The 24,110-nt window shown below is 69.4% G+C and carries 21 protein-coding genes and 1 pseudogene; 18 read left to right on the forward strand and 4 right to left on the reverse strand.

Features of this window, described 5'->3' with window-relative positions; genetic code table 11:
- Positions 1 to 45 precede the first annotated feature (45 nt).
- From AMYTH_RS51160 to AMYTH_RS50160, 15 genes and pseudogenes are all read left to right on the forward strand, one after another.
- Positions 46 to 819: a GntR family transcriptional regulator gene (locus tag AMYTH_RS51160; protein ID WP_157360539.1), complete on the forward strand. Its 774-nt coding sequence runs from the start codon at positions 46 to 48 to the stop codon at positions 817 to 819.
- Positions 708 to 1,673, forward strand: a complete 966-nt coding sequence (locus tag AMYTH_RS0104825) for a VOC family protein (RefSeq protein WP_027929332.1) — start codon at positions 708 to 710, stop codon at positions 1,671 to 1,673. Before AMYTH_RS51160 ends, AMYTH_RS0104825 begins: the two co-directional genes overlap by 112 nt.
- Positions 1,674 to 1,744: 71 nt before the next feature.
- Positions 1,745 to 2,503: a dihydropteroate synthase gene (gene folP, locus AMYTH_RS0104830; protein WP_084022814.1), complete on the forward strand. Its 759-nt coding sequence runs from the start codon at positions 1,745 to 1,747 to the stop codon at positions 2,501 to 2,503.
- 33 nt (positions 2,504 to 2,536) lie between these two features.
- Entirely contained in the window at positions 2,537 to 3,853 is a 1,317-nt protein-coding gene (locus AMYTH_RS43980) for an MFS transporter (RefSeq protein WP_037322268.1), read from the forward strand.
- A gap of 9 nt (positions 3,854 to 3,862) precedes the next feature.
- Positions 3,863 to 5,083, forward strand: a complete 1,221-nt coding sequence (locus tag AMYTH_RS43985) for an ROK family transcriptional regulator (protein WP_051362543.1) — start codon at positions 3,863 to 3,865, stop codon at positions 5,081 to 5,083.
- Between the two features lie 106 nt (positions 5,084 to 5,189).
- Positions 5,190 to 6,461 (forward strand): MFS transporter, encoded by a 1,272-nt coding sequence (locus tag AMYTH_RS43990; RefSeq protein WP_063630382.1) that lies wholly within the window; start codon positions 5,190 to 5,192, stop codon positions 6,459 to 6,461.
- Between the two features lie 29 nt (positions 6,462 to 6,490).
- A complete protein-coding gene (locus tag AMYTH_RS0104850) occupies positions 6,491 to 8,161 on the forward strand; it encodes a GMC oxidoreductase (protein ID WP_027929334.1) in 1,671 nt (556 codons plus the stop codon).
- 12 nt (positions 8,162 to 8,173) lie between these two features.
- Complete coding sequence (locus AMYTH_RS0104855) at positions 8,174 to 8,638, forward strand: C-glycoside deglycosidase beta subunit domain-containing protein (RefSeq protein ID WP_027929335.1); 465 nt, start codon at positions 8,174 to 8,176, stop codon at positions 8,636 to 8,638.
- On the forward strand, positions 8,638 to 9,762 hold the full coding sequence (locus tag AMYTH_RS0104860; RefSeq protein ID WP_037322270.1) for a xylose isomerase: 1,125 nt from the start codon (positions 8,638 to 8,640) through the stop codon (positions 9,760 to 9,762). The genes AMYTH_RS0104855 and AMYTH_RS0104860 overlap by 1 nt, the downstream gene beginning before the upstream one ends.
- A complete protein-coding gene (locus AMYTH_RS0104865; protein WP_027929337.1) occupies positions 9,759 to 10,928 on the forward strand; it encodes a lactonase family protein in 1,170 nt (389 codons plus the stop codon). Before AMYTH_RS0104860 ends, AMYTH_RS0104865 begins: the two co-directional genes overlap by 4 nt.
- A complete protein-coding gene (locus AMYTH_RS0104870; RefSeq protein WP_037322272.1) occupies positions 10,925 to 12,007 on the forward strand; it encodes a Gfo/Idh/MocA family protein in 1,083 nt (360 codons plus the stop codon). Before AMYTH_RS0104865 ends, AMYTH_RS0104870 begins: the two co-directional genes overlap by 4 nt.
- Positions 12,004 to 13,011, forward strand: a complete 1,008-nt coding sequence (locus tag AMYTH_RS0104875) for a sugar phosphate isomerase/epimerase family protein (RefSeq protein ID WP_027929339.1) — start codon at positions 12,004 to 12,006, stop codon at positions 13,009 to 13,011. Before AMYTH_RS0104870 ends, AMYTH_RS0104875 begins: the two co-directional genes overlap by 4 nt.
- Complete coding sequence (gene pabB, locus AMYTH_RS43995; protein WP_051362545.1) at positions 13,008 to 14,189, forward strand: aminodeoxychorismate synthase component I; 1,182 nt, start codon at positions 13,008 to 13,010, stop codon at positions 14,187 to 14,189. The genes AMYTH_RS0104875 and pabB overlap by 4 nt, the downstream gene beginning before the upstream one ends.
- A 7-nt stretch (positions 14,190 to 14,196) precedes the next feature.
- Positions 14,197 to 15,990 (forward strand): hypothetical protein, encoded by a 1,794-nt coding sequence (locus AMYTH_RS0104885; RefSeq protein WP_027929340.1) that lies wholly within the window; start codon positions 14,197 to 14,199, stop codon positions 15,988 to 15,990.
- Positions 15,991 to 16,038: 48 nt separating this feature from the next.
- A pseudogene (locus tag AMYTH_RS50160) lies at positions 16,039 to 16,184 on the forward strand (acyl-CoA dehydrogenase); the annotation flags it as partial.
- Between the two features lie 71 nt (positions 16,185 to 16,255).
- On the opposite strand, the gene AMYTH_RS0104890 reads toward AMYTH_RS50160, so the two are convergent.
- Complete coding sequence (locus tag AMYTH_RS0104890; RefSeq protein WP_027929341.1) at positions 16,256 to 16,717, reverse strand: hypothetical protein; 462 nt, start codon at positions 16,715 to 16,717, stop codon at positions 16,256 to 16,258.
- Positions 16,718 to 16,975: 258 nt separating this feature from the next.
- Here AMYTH_RS0104890 and AMYTH_RS0104895 point away from each other — a divergent pair, with 258 nt between their 5' ends.
- Positions 16,976 to 17,632, forward strand: a complete 657-nt coding sequence (locus AMYTH_RS0104895; RefSeq protein ID WP_027929342.1) for a DUF1326 domain-containing protein — start codon at positions 16,976 to 16,978, stop codon at positions 17,630 to 17,632.
- Entirely contained in the window at positions 17,608 to 18,441 is an 834-nt protein-coding gene (locus AMYTH_RS0104900) for a DUF2182 domain-containing protein (RefSeq protein ID WP_027929343.1), read from the forward strand. Before AMYTH_RS0104895 ends, AMYTH_RS0104900 begins: the two co-directional genes overlap by 25 nt.
- Here the strand turns inward: AMYTH_RS0104900 and AMYTH_RS0104905 are convergent.
- Positions 18,438 to 19,340, reverse strand: a complete 903-nt coding sequence (locus AMYTH_RS0104905) for a helix-turn-helix transcriptional regulator (protein WP_027929344.1) — start codon at positions 19,338 to 19,340, stop codon at positions 18,438 to 18,440. The genes AMYTH_RS0104900 and AMYTH_RS0104905 overlap by 4 nt on opposite strands.
- A 103-nt stretch (positions 19,341 to 19,443) precedes the next feature.
- Here AMYTH_RS0104905 and AMYTH_RS0104910 point away from each other — a divergent pair, with 103 nt between their 5' ends.
- Positions 19,444 to 20,397, forward strand: a complete 954-nt coding sequence (locus tag AMYTH_RS0104910; RefSeq protein ID WP_027929345.1) for an aldo/keto reductase — start codon at positions 19,444 to 19,446, stop codon at positions 20,395 to 20,397.
- A gap of 40 nt (positions 20,398 to 20,437) precedes the next feature.
- Here AMYTH_RS0104910 and AMYTH_RS0104915 read toward each other — a convergent pair whose 3' ends face one another.
- A complete protein-coding gene (locus AMYTH_RS0104915; RefSeq protein WP_027929346.1) occupies positions 20,438 to 21,745 on the reverse strand; it encodes an MFS transporter in 1,308 nt (435 codons plus the stop codon).
- Between the two features lie 34 nt (positions 21,746 to 21,779).
- Positions 21,780 to 24,092 (reverse strand): cytochrome P450/oxidoreductase, encoded by a 2,313-nt coding sequence (locus AMYTH_RS0104920; protein ID WP_027929347.1) that lies wholly within the window; start codon positions 24,090 to 24,092, stop codon positions 21,780 to 21,782.
- Positions 24,093 to 24,110 lie beyond the last annotated feature (18 nt).

Consider the following 24,110-nt stretch of genomic DNA (forward strand, 5'->3'; position numbering starts at 1 on the left):
GCAACATTGGCCGCAAGATTGTCAACAATCTCGGTGGAGGTGACGATGGACGTCGCTGCGAGAGGCGGAGCTGCGGGCGCCACCCACGTCCGGAACTCCCTCCGCCGGGCGATCGTGACCGGAGACCTCGCGCCGGGACAACGGATCGTCGCCGAGGAAGTCGCCACGGCTCTGCGCGTCACGCGCAACGGTGTCCGGCAGGCTCTGCACGAATTGGCGGCCGAGGGGCTGATCGACCGCGTGCGCGGCAGCAACGCCCGGGTCCGGGTGGTCCCGGTCGGCGAAGCGGTCGAAATCCTGGAGTGCCGGCTGGCGCTGGACGGCCTTCTCGCCGCACGCGCGGCGGTGGGGGCGACCGAGGATGAACGCCGGCGCCTGCGCGCCGCCGGCGACCGTCTGGCTGCCGCCGCGGACCGCGCCGACCCGGTCGACTGCTTCCGGCTGGGCGACGAAGTCCACGACCTGATCGCGGGCCTGGCGCGTCAGCCGACGGCTGCCGGAATCGTCGCCCGGCTGGACGCCCGGGTCGCCCGGCTGCGGTTCCGCGTGACCCTGCGCCCCGGCCGTCTCCGGGACTCCGCGCGCGAGCACGCCGCAATCGTCCAGGCCGTTGCCGGTCGACACCCGGTCGCCGCCGAGCTCGCCGCGCAGGCACACGTCCGATCCCTCATCGCCACCGTCGTCCGTCACCACGAGAAGGAGTCCTTGTGCCGAAACGAAACCCGGCCGCCCACGATGTCGCCCACCTCGGCCATCTCCAGTTGTTCACCCCCGCCTTCGACGAGAGCGTCGAGTTCTTCACGCGCTACCTCGGCATGAGGACGCACGGGTCCCTGGGCTCCTCGGTGTTCCTGCGGACCTGGGACGACTACGAGCACCACACGATCACGCTCACCCCGCGCGCCACTGCCGGAATCGGTCGCACGCACCTGCGCGCCGCCGACGAGGATGCGCTCCAGCGGCGCGTCGAGGCGATCAAGGAGGCGGGCCTGGGCATCGGCTGGACCGACGGCGAACCCGGGTACGGGCCGACCTACCTCTTCCACGACCCGGACGGGCACGAGTTCGGTCTGTACCACGAATCCGAGTGGTTCCAGCCCGAGGAGGACACCCGGCCGGCGCTGAAGAACCAGGCACAGGCCTACCCGGGCGGTGGTGTCTGCGTCCGGCGGCTGGACCACGTCAACTTCCTCGGCGTGGACGTCGAGGCCAACCGTGACGTGTTGCGTGATCTGCTGGGCGCCAGGGTCACCGAACAGATCGTGCTCGATGACGGGTCGGTCGCCGGGAGCTGGACCACGTTCACGAACAAGGGCTACGACGCGGTGTACACCCGCGACCGGCTGGGGATCGCCGGCCGCCTGCACCACATCGCGTTCGCCACCGACAGCCGGGCGGACATCCTGCGCGCCGCCGACCTCGCGCTCGAACAGGGTGTGTTCATCGAGACCGGCCCGCACAAGCACGCGATCCAGCAGACCTTCTTCCTCTACGTCTACGAACCCGGCGGCAACCGCATCGAACTGTGCAACGCCGGAGCCCGCCTCGTGCTGGCCCCGGACTGGCGCACCATCGACTGGACCGAAGCCGAGCGGGCCAAGGGTCAGGCGTGGGGGCTGAAGACCATCGAGTCCTTCCACACCCACGGCACACCGCCGGCGCCGGGCCAGTGACCACGGCCACCAGCGCCCCCGCGAACCTCGCCGCCGCCGCCGGACTGCCGTCCCGCAACCGGTGCCTGGTCATGGGCATTCTCAACGTGACCCCCGATTCCTTCTCCGACGGCGGCCGCTATCTGGCGACCGGGCGGGCGATCGCACACGGCGTGGAACTCGCCGCGGCGGGGGCCGACATCGTCGACGTCGGGGGCGAATCCACCCGGCCCGGCGCGGGGCGCGTGTCCTGCGCGGAGGAGAAACGCCGGGTGCTGCCGGTGATCCGGAGCCTGGCCGCAGCGGGGGTCACGATCAGCATCGACACGACGCGGGCCGAGGTGGCCGACGCCGCGCTGGAGGCCGGCGCGGCGATCGTCAACGACGTCAGCGGGGGACTCGCCGATCCCCGCATGGCCTCCCGTGTCGCGGCGGCGGACGTGCCCTACGTCGCCATGCACTGGCGGGCGCCCAGCTCCCGGATGCACGAGCACGCCGTGTACGACGACGTAGTCGCCGAGGTCGTCGGTGAACTGTCCGAACGGGTCGACGCGCTGGTCGCCGCGGGAGTGCGCCGGGAACGGATCATCATCGACCCAGGGTTCGGGTTCGCGAAGAAATCCCAGCACAACTGGAAGCTACTGGCGGATCTGCCGGCGCTGAGCGTGCTCGGCCGTCCGGTTCTCGTCGGCGCCTCGCGCAAGTCGTTCCTCGGAATCGTGCGAGACCGCGACGCCGCCACCGCGGCGGTGTCCGCGCTCGCGGCCGCCGCGGGCGCCGCCTGCGTCCGAGTCCACGACGTGCGCCGCACCCTCACCGCCGTGCAGGTCGCGGCGGCACTGAACGTCTGACCCATCAGCGGATCGCTCAAGGAGGAGTGTCCCATGACGACCAAACCAGGACCGGGCCGGATCGCGCTCGCCAGCTACATCGGCAGCGTGATCGAGTGGTACGACTTCAACATCTACGGGCTGGCCACGGCGCTCGTGTTCAGCAAGCAGTTCTTCCCCGGCTTCTCCGAAGCCGGCGGCACTCTCGCCGCGCTGGCCGCGTTCGCGGTCGGGTTCGTCGCCCGGCCCGTCGGCGCGCTGATCAGCGGCCACTTCGGCGACCGCGTCGGCCGCAAGGCGATGCTGGTCGCGTCCCTGCTGACCATGGGTGTCGCCACGACGCTGATCGGCCTCCTGCCGACCTACGCGGCCATCGGCGTGTGGGCGCCGATCCTGCTCGTCGTGCTCCGCCTGGTCCAGGGCATCGGCGTCGGGGGCGAATGGGGTGGCGCGGCGCTGATGGCCGTCGAGCACGCGCCACCGAACCGGCGGGCGCTCTACGGCGCCTTCCCGCAGATCGGCATCCCCTCCGGAATCCTGGTCTCACAGCTGGCATTCCTGCTCCTGACGCAGGTCTTCTCCGACGACACTCTGCAGTCGTGGGCCTGGCGGCTGCCGTTCCTGTTCAGCGGGGTGCTCATCGTGGTCGGCCTGATCGTGCGAGCGTCCATCACCGAGACCGAGGAGTTCGAACGGGCACGCGAGGCACGCGACATCGCGCGCCTGCCGCTCGTGGAGGTCTTCCGCCGCTCGCCGCTGCAACTGCTCGCCGGCAGCCTGCTCTCCTTCGCCGGCCCCACCCTCGGCACGTTCCTGTCCGTGTACATGGTCAGCTATGGCACCAAACAGTTGCACCTGTCGTCCGGGACGATGTTGTGGATCACGGTCGTGTTGAGCCTGCCGTGGATCGCGATGATGCTCTTCGCGGGCCGCGCCGCTGACCTGTTCGGCCGCAAACGGATGTTCGTCATCGGCAGCGGTCTGGCGGCCGTGGCGGTGTTCCCGATGTTCCTGATGGTCAACACCGCCGCTGTGCCACTGGTGTTCACCGGGCTCCTGCTGATGACAGCCGCGAACTCGGTCATCAACGGCGCCCAGCCGGCCATGCTGACCCAGATGTTCCCCGCGAGCGTGCGCTACAGCGGCGCGTCCATCTGCTTCCAGGTCGGTTCCATCGTGGGCGGCGGCATCGTCCCGCTGGTGGCCGCGTCGTCCTACGCCCGGTTCGGCACCTCGACCGCGGTCGCGATCGTGATCGGTGTCGTCTGTCTGGTGAGCATGCTGGCCGTCCTGCCGGTGAGGCGGGAACTGCTCGACGTCGGGGCGACGTCACCCCAGCGCACGGTTGACCATTCACTATCTGAACAATAAAGTCGGTGCATGGGTCGTCGGCAGGACACGTCCGGATGGGGCGGCAACGGTCGCAGCGGCAGCGTCGCCCGCGTTCTGGAAGCGCTCCGCAGCGACGGGCCATCCTCGCAGGCGGCGCTGGCCCGCCGCACCCGTCTGTCGCCGGCGACCATCAACAACATCGTCAAACAGCTGCGCGCCGAAGGAGCCGCGGAAATCCGCCCGGTCAACGGCCGGGAGTCCGTGGTCTCCCTGGTGTCCAGCCGCGGCGCGGTGGTCTCGGTCCAGGTCAACGTCACGTCGCTGCACGCGGCGCTGTTCGACTTCGTTCACCGCGCACGGTATGACGTCACGATTCCGTTCAGCCCCGGCCACGAGGGTGGCAGCCCCGCGCAGGTGATCGAGGTGGTGCGGTCGCTCGTCGCCGAGGCCGGTCTGGAGACGGGCGATCTGACGGGCGTCGCGGTCGGCATGCAGGCGCCGATCGCCCGCCCCACCGGCGTGGTCACCTCGTGGGCGCGGTTGCAGCTGCCCCGGTGGAAGGACGTGCCCATCGCCGACGAGCTCGGCGCCGAGCTGGGGGTTCCGGTCGTGGCGGACAACGACGCCAACCTCGCCGCGCTCGCCGAATGGACCTGGGGCGCAGGGCAGGGAGCCGACACCTTCCTCTACGTCCTGTGCTCGGAGCAGGTCGGCGGAGGCCTGGTGCTCGGCGGCCGCATCCACCGCGGCGGAGACGGTCTGGCCGGCGAGATCGGGCACGCGGTGCTCGAACCCGGTGGCCCCGTGTGCTTCTGCGGCAACCGGGGCTGCCTCACCACGTTCGTGGCCGAGCGCCCGATCCTGGCGACCTTGGAGGCGGCCGCGGGCACGCGTGCCTCCTCGCTGACCGAGGTCATCTCCGCCGCGCGGGGCGGCGATCCCGCCTGCGCGCGCGTCCTGTTCGAGGCCGGCCGTCACCTCGGACGCGCGTTCGCCAACGCGGCCAAACTCGTGGCTCCCTCGGTGATCGCGGTCGGTGGTCTGCTCGGCGAAGCCGGGGAGCTGGTGTTCGACGGTCTGACCTCCTCGGTCGAAATCAGCAACCTGCGCACGGTGGCGCCCACGATGGCAGTCCACCTCGCCCGGCTGGGCGCCGACGCCACCCTGCTCGGCGGAGCCGCCGCCATGATGGACCACCTGGGACAAGGCCTGAGCGTCCTCCCGGACTGGATGAAGACGCCCTCCATGACGGAATCATTCAGAGGTTGAACACTTTCTGCGCTCGTCGTTGACTTCCGCCTGAACGTTCTTACGATGACGTCATCTGCTTCTCCGGACAACGTTCATTGTTCGAACGGTTCAAAGGATCTCAATGATGAGAACACCAACGCTGCCGGTGACCGCTCCAGGCAGCGGCTCCAAGATCGTCTTCGCCCGCCTGACCCTGATGATGCTGCTGGAGTTCGTCGTCTTCGGCTCCTGGTTCGCCACGCTGGGCCTGGTCCTGGCGACCTACGGGCTGCCGACGATCATCGGCACCGCCTACTCGCTGGCCGCTGTCGCGGCCATCGCGTCGCCGATGTTCCTGGGCGCGATCGGGGATCGGTTCCTCGCCGCGCAGAAGAGTCTCGGGCTGGCCCATCTCGCCGGCGGTGTGGTCATGCTGTTCCTGCCCACCGTGGTGGAATCCGGCAACGGTGGTCTCGCCCTCGCGCTCATCTTCGTCTACTGCCTGTTCTTCCAGCCGACGCTGGGGCTGGCGAACGCGATCGGTTTTCGGCATCTCGGCGCCAACCAGCGGTGGTTTCCCTACATCCGGGTCTTCGGCACCTTCGGCTGGGTCATCGCAGGGTTCGGTGTCGGCGCTCTCGGGCTGTCGGCGTCGGTGGGCATGTTCTACGTGACCGCGATTGTGAGCTTCCTGTTCGGCCTGTACTCGTTCACCCTGCCTGCCACGGCACCGGCCGCGAAGGGGGTCCGGTTCTCGATCGGTGACGTGATCGGGTCCAAGGCGTTCGCGATGTTCCGGCACCGCAACTTCACCGTGCTGATCATCTGCGCTCTGCTCACCTCGATCTCGCTCGGGGTCTACAACACCTACGCGTCGCCGTTCCTCGGCGCGCTCGGCATCGGGAACGTGGCCGGCGTTCTGGCCATCGGGCAGGCGGCCGAGGTGCTGTTCATCGTCACGATTCCCTTCGTGCTCAAGCACATCGGGATGAAGTGGGCCCTGCTGATGGGCATGGTGACGTGGGGTGTGCGGTTCGGCGTGTTCATCGCGGCCGCCGGTGACCACTGGCTGGCCATCGTGGCGGTGGCACTGCAGGGCATCTGCAACGACTTCTTCCTGGTTCTCGCGGCGATGTACATCGGCGAGATCGCCCCGGCGGACCTCGCGAACCAGGCGCAGACGATGTTGATCGCGGTCGTGTCGGGCTTCGGGCAGCTCATCGGGGCGCTCGTGTCCGGCGAGATGTACGACTCGGTCGTGGCCTCCGATCCGTCGGCGGGCCCGTCGGCGTGGACTCCGATGTGGATCGTGCCGATCGTGAGCGCGGTGATCACCGCGATCGTCTGGGCGAGCTTCTTCCGCCACGGCCGCAAGGACAAACCCGTGCCGTTCGTTTCCGCCGCGACGGCGGGCTGAACCACGCATTCGACAAGGAACGGAACTTCATGAGCACCACATCGCACAAGCGCTACGACGCGCTCGTCGTCGGCTCCGGCGCCGCGGGCAGCATCGCGGTCAAGGAGCTGACCGAACGCGGGATGGACGTCCTGCTGCTCGAAGCCGGACGCGACATCACCGAGGCCGACTTCGTGCCGCAGCCCCCGAAACCGCCGGCGGCGATGAGCATCGACCTGGGCGCGCGTCTGCGCGCGGTGCTCAAGGGGCAGTACATCCAGTCGCGGCGCGCGATGTACCAGGAACAGAAGAACCCTTTCCTCGTCAACGATCTTCAGCATCCCTACGCCACCGAAGGCGGGGACTTCCTGTGGATTCGCGGTCAGCAACTGGGCGGACGCCTGCACTCCTACGGGCGCGTGCTGCTGCGGGCCTCCGACCACGAGTTCAAGGGCGCCGGCATGGGCCTCGGTGGCGAGGACTGGCCGATCTCCTACGCCGATCTCGCGCCCTACTACGACCGGATCGAGGAGTTCATCGGCCTGTACGGGACCGACGAGGGCATCCCGAACCTGCCGGACGGCAAGTACCGTGGCACGTCCTTGTTGACCGAGGCCGAAAAGCACTTCAAGAGCACGGTTGAGGCCCGCTGGCCGGGCCGGCGCGTGGTGCCCTGGCGGTACGCGGCGCCCAACCCGCACCGGGTTCCGCTGGGCATCGTGGCCGCCAGGGCGACCGGCCGACTGATCACCCGCACGGACGCGATCGTGCGTCGCGTGACGCTCGATCCGAAGACCGGGCGGGCCGACGGCGTCGTGTTCGTCGACCGGCACACCAAGAAGGAACACCGTGCCCACGCCGACGTCGTGGTGCTCTGCGCCTCCACTATCGAGTCGGTGCGGCTGCTGCTCAACTCCGCCACCGACGGCCACCCCGACGGGCTTGCGAACTCCTCAGGCCTGCTCGGCCGCTACTTCATGGACCAGACCCCGAGCCTGCTGTTCGGCCACGACCCGCACCACCCCGGCTTCGAGACGATCGACCCGGCCCCGCCGGATCCCTACTACCCGCCCGTCGGCGGCGTCTACATCCCGCGGTTCGACAATGTCGAGAAGATCACCAACCCCCGGTTCGCGCACGGCTGGGCGGTGCAGGGCACCATCGGCAGGCTGCCCGTGCCCGACGGCAATCCCGGCACAGTCGGGCTCATGGGCTTCGGCGAAATGCTGCCCTACCGGGACAACCGGATCACCCTGCACCCACGGCGCAAGGACGCCTGGGGAATTCCGATCCCGCGGATCCGGCTGGGCATCACCGACAACGAGCGCGCCCTGATGCGGGCGCAGGTCGCGGGCCTGCGCGAAATGGCCGAGGCCAGCGGCTTCCGGGTCAACTTCGCCGGATCGGCGCTGGGACTGGACTCGCGTAAGGTGTGGCCGGACGCCGACCCGCTCAGCCGGGCGATCTTCCGCCTCGGCTTCAGGAAGAGCCTGGCGATGGGCGCCGCCATCCACGAGTGCGGTGGCGCGCGCATGGGTTCGGACCCGAAGACCTCGGTCCTCAACGCCTACAACCAGGCCTGGGACGTGCCCAACCTGTTCGTCACCGACGCCAGTTCCTACGTCACCAACGGTGCCGTTGGACCGACCCTGACGATCATGGCCCTCACCGCCAGGGCCTGCGAGTACATCGCCGAGCAGCACGCCACCGGCGCACTGTAGAGGAGGCAACCCGTGTTCGAGAACTTCCTCATCCGCGAGGACAGCCTGCGCAACGACCGCCGCGACGGCGAGGTGGTCGGTTTCTCCCTGGCCGTCCGCAACGCCAACTACCGCGGCGTGTACCTGTCCCTGCACAACGGCTACTACCTCGAAGTCGACGGCGTCGAATACCCGGTCAGCGCCCAGACCTTCGAAATCAACGGCAGACCCCCGCGCGGCTTCGACGAGATCCGCACCGCGGTGTGGGAGCACTGGGACTACGACGACGAAGGCATCCTGCACGTCACCGCACCCGGCGGCCTGGCTCCCGGGAAGCACGAGATCCGGTTCCAGCAGTCGGTCCTGGCCGCCTATGGGTACCAGCCCACCGACGAGGAATGGGTGGCCAACCCGCCCAAGCCCGGCTCCGGGGCCGGCTCGGACAAGGCGCCGCAGATCATGACCTACACCCTGATCCTGAACGAGGAGGAGAACTGATGGCCATCAAACGCGGCGTGTCGCTCTACAGCTACCAGCAGGCCCAGTTCTTCAAGGAACTCGATCTGCACGCCGAGATCCGCGAGGTCGGGCAGAACCTCGACGGCGCCGACGGCATCGAGATCGTCGACGAGATGTCCCTGCGCTACCCCGACCCCGGTGAGGCGTTCGTGCGCCAGTGGTTCGAGTGGATGCAGATCTACGGCACCCGGCCGGTCGCGATGGACGTCGGCATGGACGTGCTGCAGTTCCGCGACCACGTCATGACCATCGAGGAGTGCGCCGACCGGCTCCGCCACGACCTCCGGCTCGCCCAGCGGCTCGGGTTCGCCTGCGTGCGCGTCCTGTCGGTCGTGCCGATCGACGTGCTCACCGCCGCGCTCCCGCTGGCCGAGGAGCTGGACATCCGCCTCGGCAAGGAGATCCACCAGCCGATGCCGCTGGAGGGCAAGCAGGTCGGCGAGATCCTCGACGTCATCGAGCGCACCGGCACCCGCCACCTCGGCATCGTGCCCGACCTCGGCATCTTCCAGTTCCGCCCGTCCGAGGTGCAGCTGGCGTGGTTCGGCCGCCGCGGGGCACAGGCCTCGGCCCGCCATGCCGCGGTCGAGCTGGCCGACCAGCTGCACCGGCACGAGGCGCCGTTCGGGTTCGTCGACCTGTCCTTCAGCACCGCCGGCAACCTGCGCAGCGACTTCCGCCGGTTCCTCACCACGGGCGAGTGCGACCCCGCGTTCACCGACACCTTCCACGGCCTGCGCAAGTACACCGAGGAGCGTGTCGAGAACCCGCAGGAGATCGACTACACCGTCGTCGCCGAGGCCATCATCCTCTCCGACACCAAGGCCGACACGCTGCGCGAACTCGCTCCGCACGTCACCCACGTCCACGGCAAGTTCAACAACATGTCGCCCGTACCGGGGCAACCCGACCAGTTCCAGGAGCTGTCCATCGACTACGAGGCGGCGATCGGCGCGCTCAAGGCCGGCGGGTTCGACGGCTATATCAACTCCGAATACGAGGGGCAGCGCTACTTCCAGGACGGCGGCCGCGAAGACCTCGCCGACGAGGTGGACCAGGTCCGCCGCCACCAGGAAATGCTGGGAAGGCTGCTGGCGGCATGAAACTGGTGGCCTACATCGGTTCCTATCGCGACGAGTCCGGCGACGGCGGCGGCATCACCGTGCTCGCCGTGAGCCGGGACGGCCGGTCCCTGACCCCGGTGAGCCAGGTGCCCGAGCCCAGGGAAGCCGGTTACCTCGCCTACCTGGACGGAACCCTGTACGCGGTCGACGAACGCAAGACCGACGGCCGGGGACCGGTCGAACCAGCGGCGAGCGTGCACGCGTTCGCCGCCGACCCGCGCGACGGCAGCCTGACCTGGCTGAACTCGCGGCTCGCGCCCGGACCCCGGCCCACTTTCCTGAGCACGGACGGGCAGGTGCTGGTCACGGCCAACCACGGCGACTTCGACCACGTCGAACACGTGGTGCGCACCCCCGGCGGCGGGTGGACCGTCGAGTACCTCTACGACGACTCCACTGTCATCCTGTATGAGCTGGAAGGCGACGGGCGCCTCGGGGAGATCCGGGACCTGCACGTTCTGACCGGGCACGGCACGGACCCCAACAGCTCGGCCCAGGCGGGCGGGCACGGGCAGGCGAGCCCGCACGCCCACTGCGCCGTCATCGACCCTTCCGGACGCCACGTGCTCGTGTGCGACAAGGGCACGGACCGGATCCTGGTCTTCGCCCTCGGCGACACCCTGAACCTGAAGCGCACCTACACCTTCGAGGACGAGACCGGGCCACGACACCTGGCCTTCGAGCCCGGCACCGGTCGGGCGTTCGTCACCTGCGAGTTCTCCTCCGAGCTGGCGTCGTTCGCCTTCGACCCGGCGTCGGGGGAACTGCGACCGCTGGATCGCGTGCCGACCGTGGCGTCCGGCTACCGGGGCCGCAACGAACCGGCGGAGGTCCGTGTCCACCCCCGCGGCGGACATGTCTACGTCAACAACCGCGGCGAGGACTCGCTGGCGTGGTTCCGAGCCGACCGCGAGGGACGACTGCTCCGGCTCGGGCACGTCCCGCTGGCGCGTTCGGTCCACCCCGGTCTCGCGGCGCGCAGCTTCGCGTTCGACCCCACCGGCACCTTCCTCCTGCTGGCCGACCGGCCGGCGGGACTGGTCCGGTCCTTCGCCGTCGACGCCGAGGACGGCCAGGTCCGTCCACTCGCGACGGTCGCCGTCGCCGAGCCGTCGTTCGTCGCGTTCGCGGAGGTGACCGGATGAACGTGGTCATCCTGGGCACCGGCATGATCGGCGAAGTCCACCGCAGGGCCGCCCTCATGGCAGGAGCACGGATCATCGGTGCGATGGCCTCCACGCCGCGGCGCTCGGAGGAGGCCGCTTCGCGGTGGGGCACCGAACCCGTCCGCTCCCTCGACGAACTGGCCGGGCTGGCACCCGATGTGGTGCACGTGTGCAGTCCCAACAGCCTCCACGCCGATCACGTCGAAGCGGCCATCGACGCGGGCGCGCACGTCATCTGCGAGAAGCCGCTCGCCGTCGGCAGCGACGTCGCCGAACGCCTGACGTGTCTGGCCGAGGACCGCGGCAAGGTCGCGACCGTGCCCTTCGTGTACCGGTTCCACCCGCTGGTGCGGGAGATCCGGGCGCGGGTCACGGCGGGCGAGTTCGGGCGCTGGCAACTGCTGCACGGCAGCTACCTGCAGGACTGGCTGCTGTCACCGGAGGCCACCAGCTGGCGCGTCGACTCCGCGGCCGGCGGGCCGTCGCGCGCCTTCGCCGACATCGGCTCGCACTGGTGCGACCTGATGGAGTTCGTGACCGGCGAACGCATCGCGACCGTCCTCGCGGCCATGACCACGACCGTTCCGGAGCGCCCGGTCGGCAGCTCGGTGCGCGCCGTGGACACCGAGGACGCGGCGACGGTGCTGTTCACCACGCGCTCGGGTGTCCTCGGCTCCGTCACCGTCTCGCAGGTGTCCGCAGGCCGGAAGAACAGGCTGTGGTTCGAGTTCGACGGACAGCACCGCTCCGCGGTCTTCGACCAGGAGAACCCGGAGACGGCCTGGCTCGGCTCGCAAGCCTCGGCGGAAGTCCTCGCGCGGGGCGCCGTCCCCGCCTCGGCCGAGCACCGCAGGTTGTCCACACTGCCGCCCGGCCATCCGCAGGGTTACGCGCAGTGCTTCGACAACTTCGTCGCCGACACCTACGGGGTCATCCACGGCGAGAAGCGCGACGGCCTGCCCACCTTCGCCGACGGGAACCGCTCGGCGCACATCGTCGACGCCGTCGTCGAATCGGCACGAACCGGGCGGTGGACCCCGGTGCAGGAGGAATCATGAACCAGCCGGTCACGCTGTTCACCGGGCAATGGGCCGACCTGCCCCTGGACGAGGTGGCGAAGCTCGCCGCCGGATGGGGCTACGACGGGCTCGAACTCGCCTGCTCCGGCGACCACCTCGACGTCTGGCGCGCGGCCGAGGACGCGGACTACCTGGACAGCCGGCGCCGCATCCTCGACCAGCACGGGCTGAAACTGTTCGCCATCTCCAACCACCTCACCGGACAGGCCGTCTGCGACGACCCCATCGACTTCCGGCACGAAGCGATTGTCCGGCCACGCGTGTGGGGTGACGGGGACGCCGAAGGCGTGCGGCGGCGGGCCGCGGAGGAGATGCGGCTGACCGCGCAGGTCGCCCGCAAGCTCGGCGTCGACACCGTCGTCGGGTTCACCGGTTCGAAGATCTGGCCCTACGTTGCGATGTTCCCGCCTGTCCCGGAGTCCGTCATCGACGCCGGCTACGAGGACTTCGCGCGCCGCTGGAACCCCATCCTCGACGTGTTCGACAGCGAAGGCGTCCGCTTCGCCCACGAAGTCCACCCCAGCGAAATCGCCTACGACCACTGGTCCAGCGTGCGCACTCTCGACGCCGTCAACCACCGCTCGGCGTTCGGGTTCAACTGGGACCCCTCGCACATGATGTGGCAGAACATCGACCCGGTCGGCTTCATCTGGGACTTCCGCGACCGCATCTACCACGTCGACTGCAAGGACACCCGCCTCCGCCCACCGCACGGCCGAGCCGGAGTCCTCGGCTCGCACCTGCCCTGGGGCGACCCGCGCCGCGGATGGGACTTCGTCTCCACCGGCCACGGCGACGTCCCCTGGGAAGACGCCTTCCGGACCCTGCGCGCCATCGGCTACGCCGGCCCGATCTCGATCGAATGGGAAGACGCCGGCATGGACCGCCACCAGGGCGCCGCCGAAGCCCTCGCCTTCGTGCGCTCGCTGCTGTGGCAGCCCCCGTCCGCGCGCTTCGACGCGGCCTTCAGTCACCGCGAGTGAGTTCCTGGGGCAGGTTCGACGACCTGCGGGCAGGCACCGCCTTGCGCTTTCCGCAGGTCGCCCGCGAGCTCGTGGCTACCCGGCCGGACGAGGTACCGGCCGTGCTGGCCGAGGTCGAGGCCGCGTCCCATCGCGGATGGTGGGCGTTCGGGTTCCTCAGCTACGAGGCAGCCGCGGGACTGGGCCCTGCCATGCCCGCCCATGACCCGGTGGAGGGCTTGCCACTGGCGTGGTTCGGACTGGCCGCCGCGCCCGAACGTGTCGAGGTCCAAGAACCCGCGGAGGCTGTCGGCTATCAACTGGGGGAATGGCGCTACGACTGGAGCCCTGCCGAGCACGCTCTCGCCGTCGACACTGTTCGCCGGCACATCGCCGCAGGCGAGACCTACCAATGCAATCTGACGACGCGCGTCCGCGCCCAGTTCGACGGTGACGCCGTTCCGCTCTACGCCCACCTCGTGAATGGCCAGGCAGCGTCCTACAACGCCTATCTCGATATCGGTCCGTTCGCGATCGCCAGCGCGAGCCCTGAGCTGTTCTTCGAAATCCGCTCAGGCCGGCTGTCGATGCGGCCGATGAAGGGCACCGCGCCGCGAGGCCGCTCTCCTGCGGAGGACCGGCGGATACTCGCTCGGCTGCGAGCCAGTGAGAAGGAACGAGCGGAAAACATCATGATCGTGGACCTGATCCGCAACGACATGGCCAGGCTGGCCGTACCGGGAGGTGTGTCCGCGACCGCGTTGTGCAGTGCCGAGCAGTACCCGACCGTGCACCAGCTCACCTCCGAGGTCACCGCGCGCCTGCGACCAGAGGTTGGCCTCACGGAGGTCTTTCGCGCGCTGTTCCCGTGCGGTTCTGTGACAGGCGCACCCAAGCTGCGCACCATGGAAATCATCCGCGACCTCGAACCCGGCCCTCGCGGCGTCTACTGCGGAACAATCGGAGTGGTCGCTCCGGCCGGTTCCCCTGTCCGGGCGCGCTTCAGTGTCGCTATCCGCACAGCTGTCGCAGATCGCTCCGCGCATTACGTGACCTACGGCACAGGGGGTGGCATCACGTGGGACTCCGATCCTGGCGCCGAGTACGCCGAGCTACAGGCGAAAGCCGCCATCCTGATCGGCGTCCGAAGAAGCAACTCAGGAACTCGGGGAGCTGATCACAACCGAGCGTCGGCATAATGCCGGCGTGAGCGACCACTCTGATCTTCGTGCTGCCTGTCGCGTATTCGTTGCGTGGGCGTTCGCCGCGCTCGCAGCCGAGCACGTGATACCTGCGCCGCGCTACCACGCGTACATGGCCATTGGTCGCGATTACTTTGGCGACAGCATCATGCCGCTCGCCGAGTTCACCGCGTTGGAGGCGCTGCTGAACAAGCGCTACTCCGAGCGCTTCGCCGATCCACTCAGCCGTGAGCATGCCGAGTTTGCCAACACGTATATCTTCGGCCTACTGGAAGCATGCATCATTCGCTGCGCACAAGCCGGGGACTTCACTCCGAGCGGGCCGACGGTCGAGGGTGTCATCGACGAACTGCTCGCCGTCTTGGGAACCAGCACCCGCGAACTGGTCTGCGCCCGGCACGTCTCCCATCTCACCACCGCGAGTGGCAACGAGATCCAGATCGGGGACATCACGATCGTTCCCCAGCCCGAGCACTCCTACGGGTTTCTGGCCGACCGAATTCGCCGAGAGATCCCCGGCGCACCCCGTGCCTGGAAACGCGACCTGCCGCATCCCTACGACCCTCCGCACGCACTGCTGATCATTCGTGGAACCACCGACACCGTCAACCCGTACGTCGCCCGGGACCGGCTGTCAGCCAAACTGGAGAGGTTTCTCCTGCTCGCGCGGTTGATGACCGCCGGCACGGTTCAGTCGGACTACGAAGTAAGCGGGATGACAACGCTGATCGCGTGCATGAACCCGCGGATCCACGTGTCCGGCAAGGGCCTGCTCGACACCCTGGTCCGCCGCACCGTGCGGTTGACCGGCGACGAGGCAGCGGTCTTCGCCGCGGTCAGCAACATGATCGACACCGTCGACATCAAGCGGGATGGCATCGTCGCGACCTCGTTTGACGTCGCCCTCGGCAAGTACAACCAGTCCCATAACACCGGCAGCCCCTACGAACATCTGGTCGACCTGGCCACGGCATTAGAAGGTGTTCTCATCGGTGCCGAGAACGAGGGCGAAGGATTGACCCTCCGCCTGTGCACCAGAGCCGCCGCGCTCCTGGCGAGGGACGACGACCCGGCAGCCGCGGTCTTCAACGACGTCAAAGAGCTGTACGGCCTGCGATCGAACACCGATTTGGCCTGGCCCTCGCTTATGCTGTCGACCGGATGCGCGACCTGGTTCGGCGCGCCATCCTGGCGCGCCTTTGTCTCGCCGAACAGCACAACCCCATTTGGCCGCTCACCGGACGCATTGCCGTCGACGCTCTCCTCGCAGACGATCACCAACGGGAGACATGGCGAAGTCACTGGCACACACGCCTGGCCTCGCTTGGAGCCGACTATGCCGGCGGCAAACCCGCGCGGCCGTCGACACCATCTCGCAGGAGGACCGATAGACGACGGCAAGCGCGGATTCCGCACCGCTCGGTATCAACTCGCTACTGAATCGACGCGAGTTCGCCGTTCCGCCTGTTCCTCCCTGAGCGCGGACACCAGCAACCGCGAACGCGCTGCCCCGATACGCAAGCGCTTCCCCAGCGTCTCGGCTGAGATCGGCCGTCGATACAGCGCCCAATGGTGGGCATCCTCCTGTATGGCCCGCTCCACCAGACCAGCATCGTCAATGCGCGCAAGCATCGAGTCGTCGGTGACCGTTCGCGTTTCGTGGAACATCGGCTGCCACCTTCCCGCGCCACTCCGGGTGCCGGCGATCCACTCCCAGCACGACCCCTCGGCGGTGCGGGCTCCGAGCGTGGGAAGGTTCAGTGCCGAGCCGAGACCGATTGTCGTCGCGCAGGTCTGACGCGCTCGAGGTGAAATGGAGGAAGAAGTACGGTGCGATGATCCGGCTCTCGACCAGTGCGTCCAGGTGCACAGCGGCGCGCTGGAGCGCGGCCACGTGATCGAGCACCTCTACCGCGCATCTACGAGGGCGCCTCCGAGGTGCAGCGCTCCATCATCGCCCGCGAACTGTTCAAGGAAAGGAACTCCCGATGACGCCTTTCCGCACCTCTCCCTCATTGGCGCTTCACCAGAGCGGCCGTCGCACCGCGCCACCCGTGAAGGGGTCAGTACTCGTTCTTGATGACGAAATACGAGCCGCGGATGGTGCCGGCCAGCTTTGATTTCTGCCGAGCGAACTTGAAGGACGAGAGTTCGGTGGGGATGTCCATCCCGTCGGAGAGCTTGAACCCGACGGCGCGTTTGCCGTTGTCCTCGATGGTGTACAGCACGTTGACCGACAGCCCGTTCTCGTAGAAGACATAGGCCCATCGGATGCCGTCGACGTCGAACGCGGTCGCCTCGAGCGGAGGGGAGGCGATGACGATGCCGCGTTCCTCCTCGAGGATCCGGTGCACCCAGCCGATCGTGTCCCCGGCGTCGTCCGCGGGCTCGACGGTGAAGACATGGCCGTACTTGTTCTTGAAGTAGCGGGCCTCGTTCGCCCGCAGACCGGCCAGCGCCTCCGCGACGGGCGACGTTTCGAGCCCGATGGTCGATACAGTGTCGAAGTCCACGGCGTAGGGCATGCGATTCCTCCGTGTGTCTGTACGGCGGAGTCCGACATCGTTCCACCGGGGTCGGGCTCAGCCTATCCCCGTGTCGACATACGACAGCGGCCCTTCGGGCAGGTCGCCACGGCGGAATGCCGGCGGACGTGCTCGCGCTGCGTGCCAAGAACAGTCGATCCGTCGCGGGCCCGCGCGAATGGTTTTCGCCTGGCGGCGTTGCTTGTTCGGCCGGGTAGCGGGAGGGACACTGGGCTGATTCCCGGAGGGAGGGTGGCGATGACCGGTTCTTCCGTGCAGCCGTGGAGCTTGCGGGGAGTGTGGTTCGACGCGTGCAAGTGCACGATCCCGTGCCCGTGTTCCTTCGCCCAGCCGCCGACCTACGGTGACTGCGACGGTGTCCTCCTTGGGCACGTGCGCGAGGGGCGGTACGGCGAGTCGCGCTTGGACGGGTTGAACGTCGTGATGCTGGCGTCCTTCGTGGGCAACGTGTGGGGCGATCACAGCGACGCCTACGGCGCCGTGTTCCTGGACGAGCGAGCCGACGAGGCACAGCGCGGCGCCCTGCAGATGATCTTCGGCGGCCAGGCGGGCGGCTGGCCCGCCCAGTTCAACGAGATGTTCGGGGGTGAGATGCGCGGCATGGAGTTCGCCGCCATCGACGCCTCCATCGCCGAGGACTACTCCGACTGGAGCGTCAGCATCCCCGGCAAGGCGACCGCGCGGGTCGAGGCCCTGACGGGGCCCACCAGCGGGCCGGGCGCCCGGGTGGAGGTCCACAACCTGCCCGGCGCCGAGGTGGGCCCGGGGCAACCGCCGGCGGTGTGGGGCCGGGTGACCGCGGAGTCCGCCGACGCGTTCGGTTTCCGCTGGGAGCGCAGCGGCAACTCCAGCAAACTGATCCCGTTCGAGTGGAGCGGACCGGACGCGGCATGATCCCGCGGCCGGGCCGGGAGGTCGCTTCGCACGCGGTTTCGGTGCGGCGGTGGTCGCGAACCGAGGCCGCGCTGGTGGTCGTGCTGCTGGTGCTCGCCGCGCTGGCCTGGGTGCTGACGAGCAGGCTTGCGACCGCGGACATGCGCATGGGGGTCCTGACCGGCAGGCCCGCGATGGACGACATGGCCGGCGCGATGCGGCCGTGGCCCGGGGAAGCGGCGCTGTTCCTCGGCGTGTGGGTCGTGATGATGGCGGCGATGATGCTGCCGAGCGTCGTGCCGTTCAGCCTGGGCATGCGCCGCCTGCTGCGCAGCCGGGGATTGCGTGGCCACGGCTTGTTCGCCGGCTACTTCCTCGTGTGGGCGGTGGCCGGGATCGGGGCGTTCGCGTTCGTGCAAGGCCTGGAGGGGGCCATGACCGGGCCCAGCACCACCGCCGTGCGGGCCGGGGGAGTGGTGCTGCTGGTCGCCGGCGTGTACCAGCTGACCCCGTTGAAGCGGGTGTGCCTGCGGCACTGCCGGTCGCCGATGGCGCTGCTGCTCGAACACAGCGAGACGGCGATGCGCGGCCGCTTCGGTGTCCTCCGGGTGGGGGTGAGCCACGGCGGGTACTGCCTGGGCTGCTGCTGGGCGCTGATGGCGGTGCTGCTGGCCGCCGGGATGATGAACCTGGTCTGGATGGCCGTGTTCGCCGCCGTCGTCGCCCTGGAAAAGGTCACCCGCCACGGCGAACTGATCAGCCGCGTGGTCGGCGGCCTGCTCCTCGCCACGGCGATCGTCCTCCTGGCACAGCCGGCCCTGCTGACCTAGGAGTGGCGGGTGGGCTCCGCCGTCCGGGATCGGGTGGCCGCCCAGCTGGCGAGGAGCTTGAGCCGGTCTTCGGAGGCGGTGCCGGGTTCGGCCGTGTAGATGATCAGGTCGTGCACGGCCCGGCCGGACAGCGGCAGGTCGATGGACTGGAAGGTCAGAGCCAGGTGGCCGACTTCGGGGTGCCGGAGCCGTTTGACGCCGTCGTGGCGCATCAGGACGTCGTGCGCGGCCCAGTGGCCGCGAAACTCCGGGCTGAGCGTGGACAGCTCGCCGACGAGTTCGCGCAGTGCCCGGTCACGGGGCTCGCGCCCGGCCTCGGCGCGCAGCAGGGCGGCGGTGGCGGCTCCGGCGGCGTCCCAGTCGACGAAGAAGTCCTGCGCGCCGGGGTCGAGGAAGATGTAGCGGGCAAGGTTGGGGCGGCCGCGCCGGTCGGCGGTGGCGCTGTCGAACATCGGCGCGAGCAGGGCACGGGCCAGGGGATTGCCGGCGACGACGTCCGTGCGGCCGTTCCGCACGAACGCCGAGGACATCGTCATGGAGTCGAGCAGCCACTGGACCCGGGGCGGGATCTCGACGTCCCGGCGCCGCGACGGCGTGCGGCTCTGCTGCCGCGACGACCGGGCCAGGTCGAACAGGTAGGTGCGTTCGTCGTCGTCCAGCCGCAGGGCACGGGCGACCGCGTCGAGGACGTCCTCGGACACGCCGCCGATGTGGCCCTTCTCCAGCCGCGTGTACCACTCGGTGCTCACCCCGGCGAGGACGGCGACCTCTTCGCGCCGCAGCCCGGGGACCCGGCGTCGGGCGCTGGTCGGCAGGCCGGCCTGCGCGGGCGTGATCCTGGCGCGCCTGCTGACCAGGAAGTCCCGGATCTCGCCGCGGTTTCCGGGCTGGGGGTCCATGTTCTTCAGGGTAGCCACTGGTCACGGCGCGAAGGGGGGTTGAGGCGGTACCCCCCATGAACGCGACCTGCTGCGGCGGCGGCCCTGGGGGTTTGCTGGAGACATGACGAGCGAGAAATTGACGGTGCCGGCGGTGGCGCTGGGCACGTGGGCCTGGGGAGACAGCGGCGAGGCAGGCGAGGGCTACTTCGGCAGCCGGCTGACCGAGTCCGGTCTGCGCGAGGTCGTCGACAAGGCGCAGTCGAACGGGTTCACGCTGTGGGACACCGCGGCGGTGTACGGCATGGGCCGCTCGGAGACGGTCCTCGCCCGGGCGCTCAAGGGCTACGACCGCGGCGAGTACCAGCTGTCCACGAAGTTCACCCCGCAGATCGCCGGCGACGGCGACGATCCGGTCGCGGACATGCTGGAGCAGAGCCTCGACCGCCTGGGCACCGACTACGTGGACCTGTACTGGATCCACAACCCCGCAGACGTGGCCCGGTGGACGCCGCTGCTGATCCCGCTGCTGGAAAGCGGCCGGATCAGGCACGTCGGCGTCTCGAACCACAACCTGGCCGAGATCGCCCTGGCCGACCGGATCCTCGGCGAGGCCGGCTTCCGCGTGGAGGCGGTCCAGAACCACTACAGCCTGCTCTACCGCGGCTCCGAGCGCGCGGGCATCATCGACCACTGCCGCGAGCACGACGTGCGGTTCTTCTCCTACATGGTCCTCGAGCAAGGCGCACTGACCGGCAGGTACAGCCCGGCGAACCCGTTGCCCGCGGGCAGCAGCCGGGCGGCTGTGTACAACGGCATCCTGCCCCAACTGCGGGCGCTGACGGACAGGATGACGGCGATCGGTGCGGACCGTGGCGCCTCCGCCGCCGACATCGCTACCGCCTGGGCCCTCGCGAAGGGGACCACCCCGATCATCGGGGTCACGAAGGCGGCTCACCTCGATGGGCTGGTCCGGGCGCACCGCATCGAGCTCGCCGACGAGGAGATCGCGGAGCTGGAGGCGCTGGCGGATGCCGCGGACGTCGACACGCGCGGCAGCTGGGAGCACGCCATGTAGCAGCGGGTGCGGCCCGGGCCCGGGCCGCACCCGCGCACACTCAGCCGACGCGGTCGAGGTCCACGCCCTTCGTTTCGCGGCTGGTCGCCACCGCGAGCACGGTGATCGCCATGGTGAGCACGAGGTAGCCGATCACCGCGCCGGCGCCGACGCTGTTGATCAGCCACACCGCGATCAGCGGCGCCGGCGCCCCGGCGATGATCGACGAGCCCTGGAACACCAGCGACGAGCCGGCGTAGCGGTAGCGGGTCGGGAACAGCTCGGTGATCCACGCGGCCTCCGGCCCGGCGAGCATGCCGTGGAACAGCGCGCCGGCGCAGACGCCGAGCCACAGCATCGGCACGCTGGCGGTCTGGACCATCCAGAAGAACACCGGCGCCCAGACCACCAGTGCGATGGCGGGCACGAGCATCGCGACCTTGCGGCCGACCCGGTCGGACCACGCGCCGCCGCCGATCATGCCCGCGAACTGGCACACCGACGCGAACGTCACCGCCAGCACCACATCGCCGCGCTGGTACCCGAACGACGTCGTGGCGTAGGCGATGACGAAGACGGTGTAGATGTAGAACGCGATGTTCTCGCCGAGCCGCATCCCGAGACCGTGCAGGACCGCGCGGGGCCGGGCCAGCGCTTCGAGCACGCTCGACCTGTGCGCGGCCTTGCGCTCGGCGCCGGCCCGGGCGGCCTGGAACACCGGCGATTCCTCGACGCTGCGCCGGATCCAGAACCCGATCACCAGCAGCGGCACCGCGACCAGGAACGCCACGCGCCAGCCCCACGCGTCGAAGGCGTCACCGGGGAACAGGCCGCCGAGGACGGTGACCACGACGGTCGCCAGCACCGTGCCCAGCGGCGCGCCGGCCTGGGGCCACGAAGCCCAGAACCCGCGGCGCTTGGGCTCCCCGTACTCGCTGACCATGAGCACCGCGGCCCCGAACTCGCCGCCCAATGCGAAACCCTGCGTCATGCGCAGCACGACCAGCAGCAGCGTCGCCCAGATGCCGATCTGGTGGTAGGTCGGCAGCAGCCCTATCGCCGCGGTCGAGGTGCCGAGCAGCAGGAACGTGGTCACCAGCATGGGTTTGCGGCCGAACTTGTCGCCGAGGTGGCCGAACACGATGCCGCCGAGGGGCCGCGCGACGAACCCGAGCCCCTGGGTGGCGAGCGCGAGGAGCAGCTGCACGATCCCGCTGCCGCCGGGGAAGAACAGCGGGCCCAGCACGGTCGCGGCGAGCACACCGTAGATCGCGAAGTCGTACCACTCCAGCACCGAGCCGGCCATCCCGCCCGCGAGCACGCGCCGGAAGCTGGTGGCGGGCTGAGCCTGCTGCACCGTTGACGTCATTGTCAGTTCCTTTCGAATGTCTGCAAGGGAGTTGTCAGAGCCGGAGGGTGATGCGGTCACCGCAGGCCCGTGAGCAGCAGGTCATCATCCTGGTGCCGGCGGCCCGTTCGGCCTTGGTGAGGACCACGTCGCGGTGGTCGACCTCGCCGTCGAGGACGGGTACTTCGCACGTGCCGCACAGGCCTTCCTCGCAGTCGCTGGGCACGTCGACGCCGGCGGCGCGCAGTGCGGCGAGCACGGTCTGGTCCGCGGCGACGCGCACCGTGAGCCCGGAGTCGGCGAGGTCGACGTCGAAGGCGTGTTCCACGGCGGGATCGAGCACCTGCTGGGTGGTGGTGAAGTGCTCGACGTGCAGCGCGTCGTCCGGCCAGTGCGCGCTCGCCTCGGCCAGCGCGTCGAGCAGGCGTTCCGGCCCGCAGGCGTAGATCTGCGTGCCTTCTGCCGGATTCGCGAGCAACGCGGCGACGTCGAGGCGGGTCCCGTCCGCGCTGGTGTGGACGTGCAGGCGGTCGCCGTGATCGCGGCGGCACCGGTCGAGCAGGGCCATCGCGGTGGTGTCGCGGCCGCAGTAGTGCAGTTCGTAACTGCCGCCGGCGGCCTTGACGTGGTCGGCCATGGCGATGATCGGGGTGATCCCGATGCCGCCCGCGACGAACACGTAGTGGCGGGCGGTGGGGTCGAGGCGGAAGTGGTTGCGCGGTCCCCGCAGCGACAGCGTGGTGCCGGGGCGCAGGTTTTCGTGCACGTAGCGGGAACCGCCGCGGCTGTCCGGGTCCTTGAGCACGGCGATGCGGTAGGTGCAGGCCTCGGCGGGGTCGCCGCACAGGGAGTACTGCCGGGACAGCTCGCCGAGCTGCAGGTCGACGTGCGCGCCCGGGGACCACTTCGGCAGGGGTTTGCCGTCGGTGGCGGCCAGCGTCACCTCGACGACGTCCTCGGCCGCGCGCTCGGCCGACACGACGCTCACCGTCCGGGCCACGCCGCGCTTGGACGGTTCCCCGATCCGCACCGGGCGGCGCAGCTCGGCGATCGACGGGTCGGCCCGTTCCGGGTTGGCGGCGGGATCCCACTGCACCCACAGGTGTTCCGGGCCGCGGAAGGAGGTGTTGGGGACGTAGGTGAACTCCTGGTCCGGCACGAGTTCCAGGTGCGGCAGCCTGCGGGTGAGTTCATCGAGGAAGATCTGCAGTTCCATCCGGGCCAGGTTCTTGCCGAGGCACTGGTGGCTGCCGTAGCCGAAGGTCAGGTGGTCGGTGGCGTTGTCGCGGCGGAGGTCGACCTCGTCGGGGTGGTCGAAGTGCCGTTCGTCGCGGTTGGCCGAGGAGTTGACGATGAGCAGCTTGGCGCCGCGCGGGATCGGGACCCCGCCGACCGTGGTGTCCCGGGTGACCAGCCTGCGCCACGCCGCGACCGAACCCGAGTGCCGCAGGCATTCCTCCACGGCGTGCGGGATCAGGCCCGGGTCGGCGCAGATCTCCTCCCACACCGAGCGGTTTTCCAGCAGCAGCTTGATGGCGTTGGCGGCGGCGTTGGCCGTGGTCTCGTGGGCGGCGACGATGCCGGCCATCATGATCGAGTGCAGGTAGGAGTCGGTGATGACGTCGGGGTGCTCCCGCTGCGCGCGGATGCTGTAGGGGATCCAGCCGTGCCCGGACGGGTCCTGGCGCAGCTTGTCCAGCACGGTTCCGGCGTACTGCCAGAACTTGCCGACGTTCTCGGCGACGGCGACCTGCTCCTCGGGTGAGGGCCTGCCCCAGGTGTTGACGGTGTGCGCGATGGAGTACTCGCGCAGGGTCGCCATGTCCTCCTCGGGGACGCCGAGGAAGTGCAGCGCCACGGTGAGCGGGACCTCCCACAACATCTCGTCGACGAGGTCGGCCTTGCCCGCGTCGACGAACCGGTCGACGTACTCGCGCGTCAGCCGCCGGACCATCGGCTCGTGGTGGACGAGCTGCTCCGGGGTGAACGGGTGCATCAGGACCCGCCTGCGGGGCATGTGTTCCGGTTCGTCCTCGTTCACCAGCGTGCGGTTCATGGCGTAGCCGTACTTCGCCAGCGTCGCGGTGGCCTCGGCGGAGACCGGGGTGATCTTCTCCAGCGCGATCGAGGGCGAGAACGTGGTGTTGTCGCGGAAGACGGCCTTGACGTCGTCGTACCGGGTGACGACCCAGTAGCCCAGGCGCGGGCTGTAGAACACCGGCTCCTCGTCGCGGGACCAGCGCACCGCGGCGGGCGGGTCGGCCTGGTACTCGGGGCCGAACGGGTCGAAGGCGCTCGCCCGGGGCGAGACCGGGCAGCCTCCGGCCGCCGCCGGTGCGTGATCGACCGGGCACGACCCTGTGCTCATGCTGTTCACCTCGTGTTT

Source organism: Amycolatopsis thermoflava N1165, from assembly GCF_000473265.1.
Classification (GTDB): Bacteria; Actinomycetota; Actinomycetes; order Mycobacteriales; family Pseudonocardiaceae; genus Amycolatopsis_E; species Amycolatopsis_E thermoflava.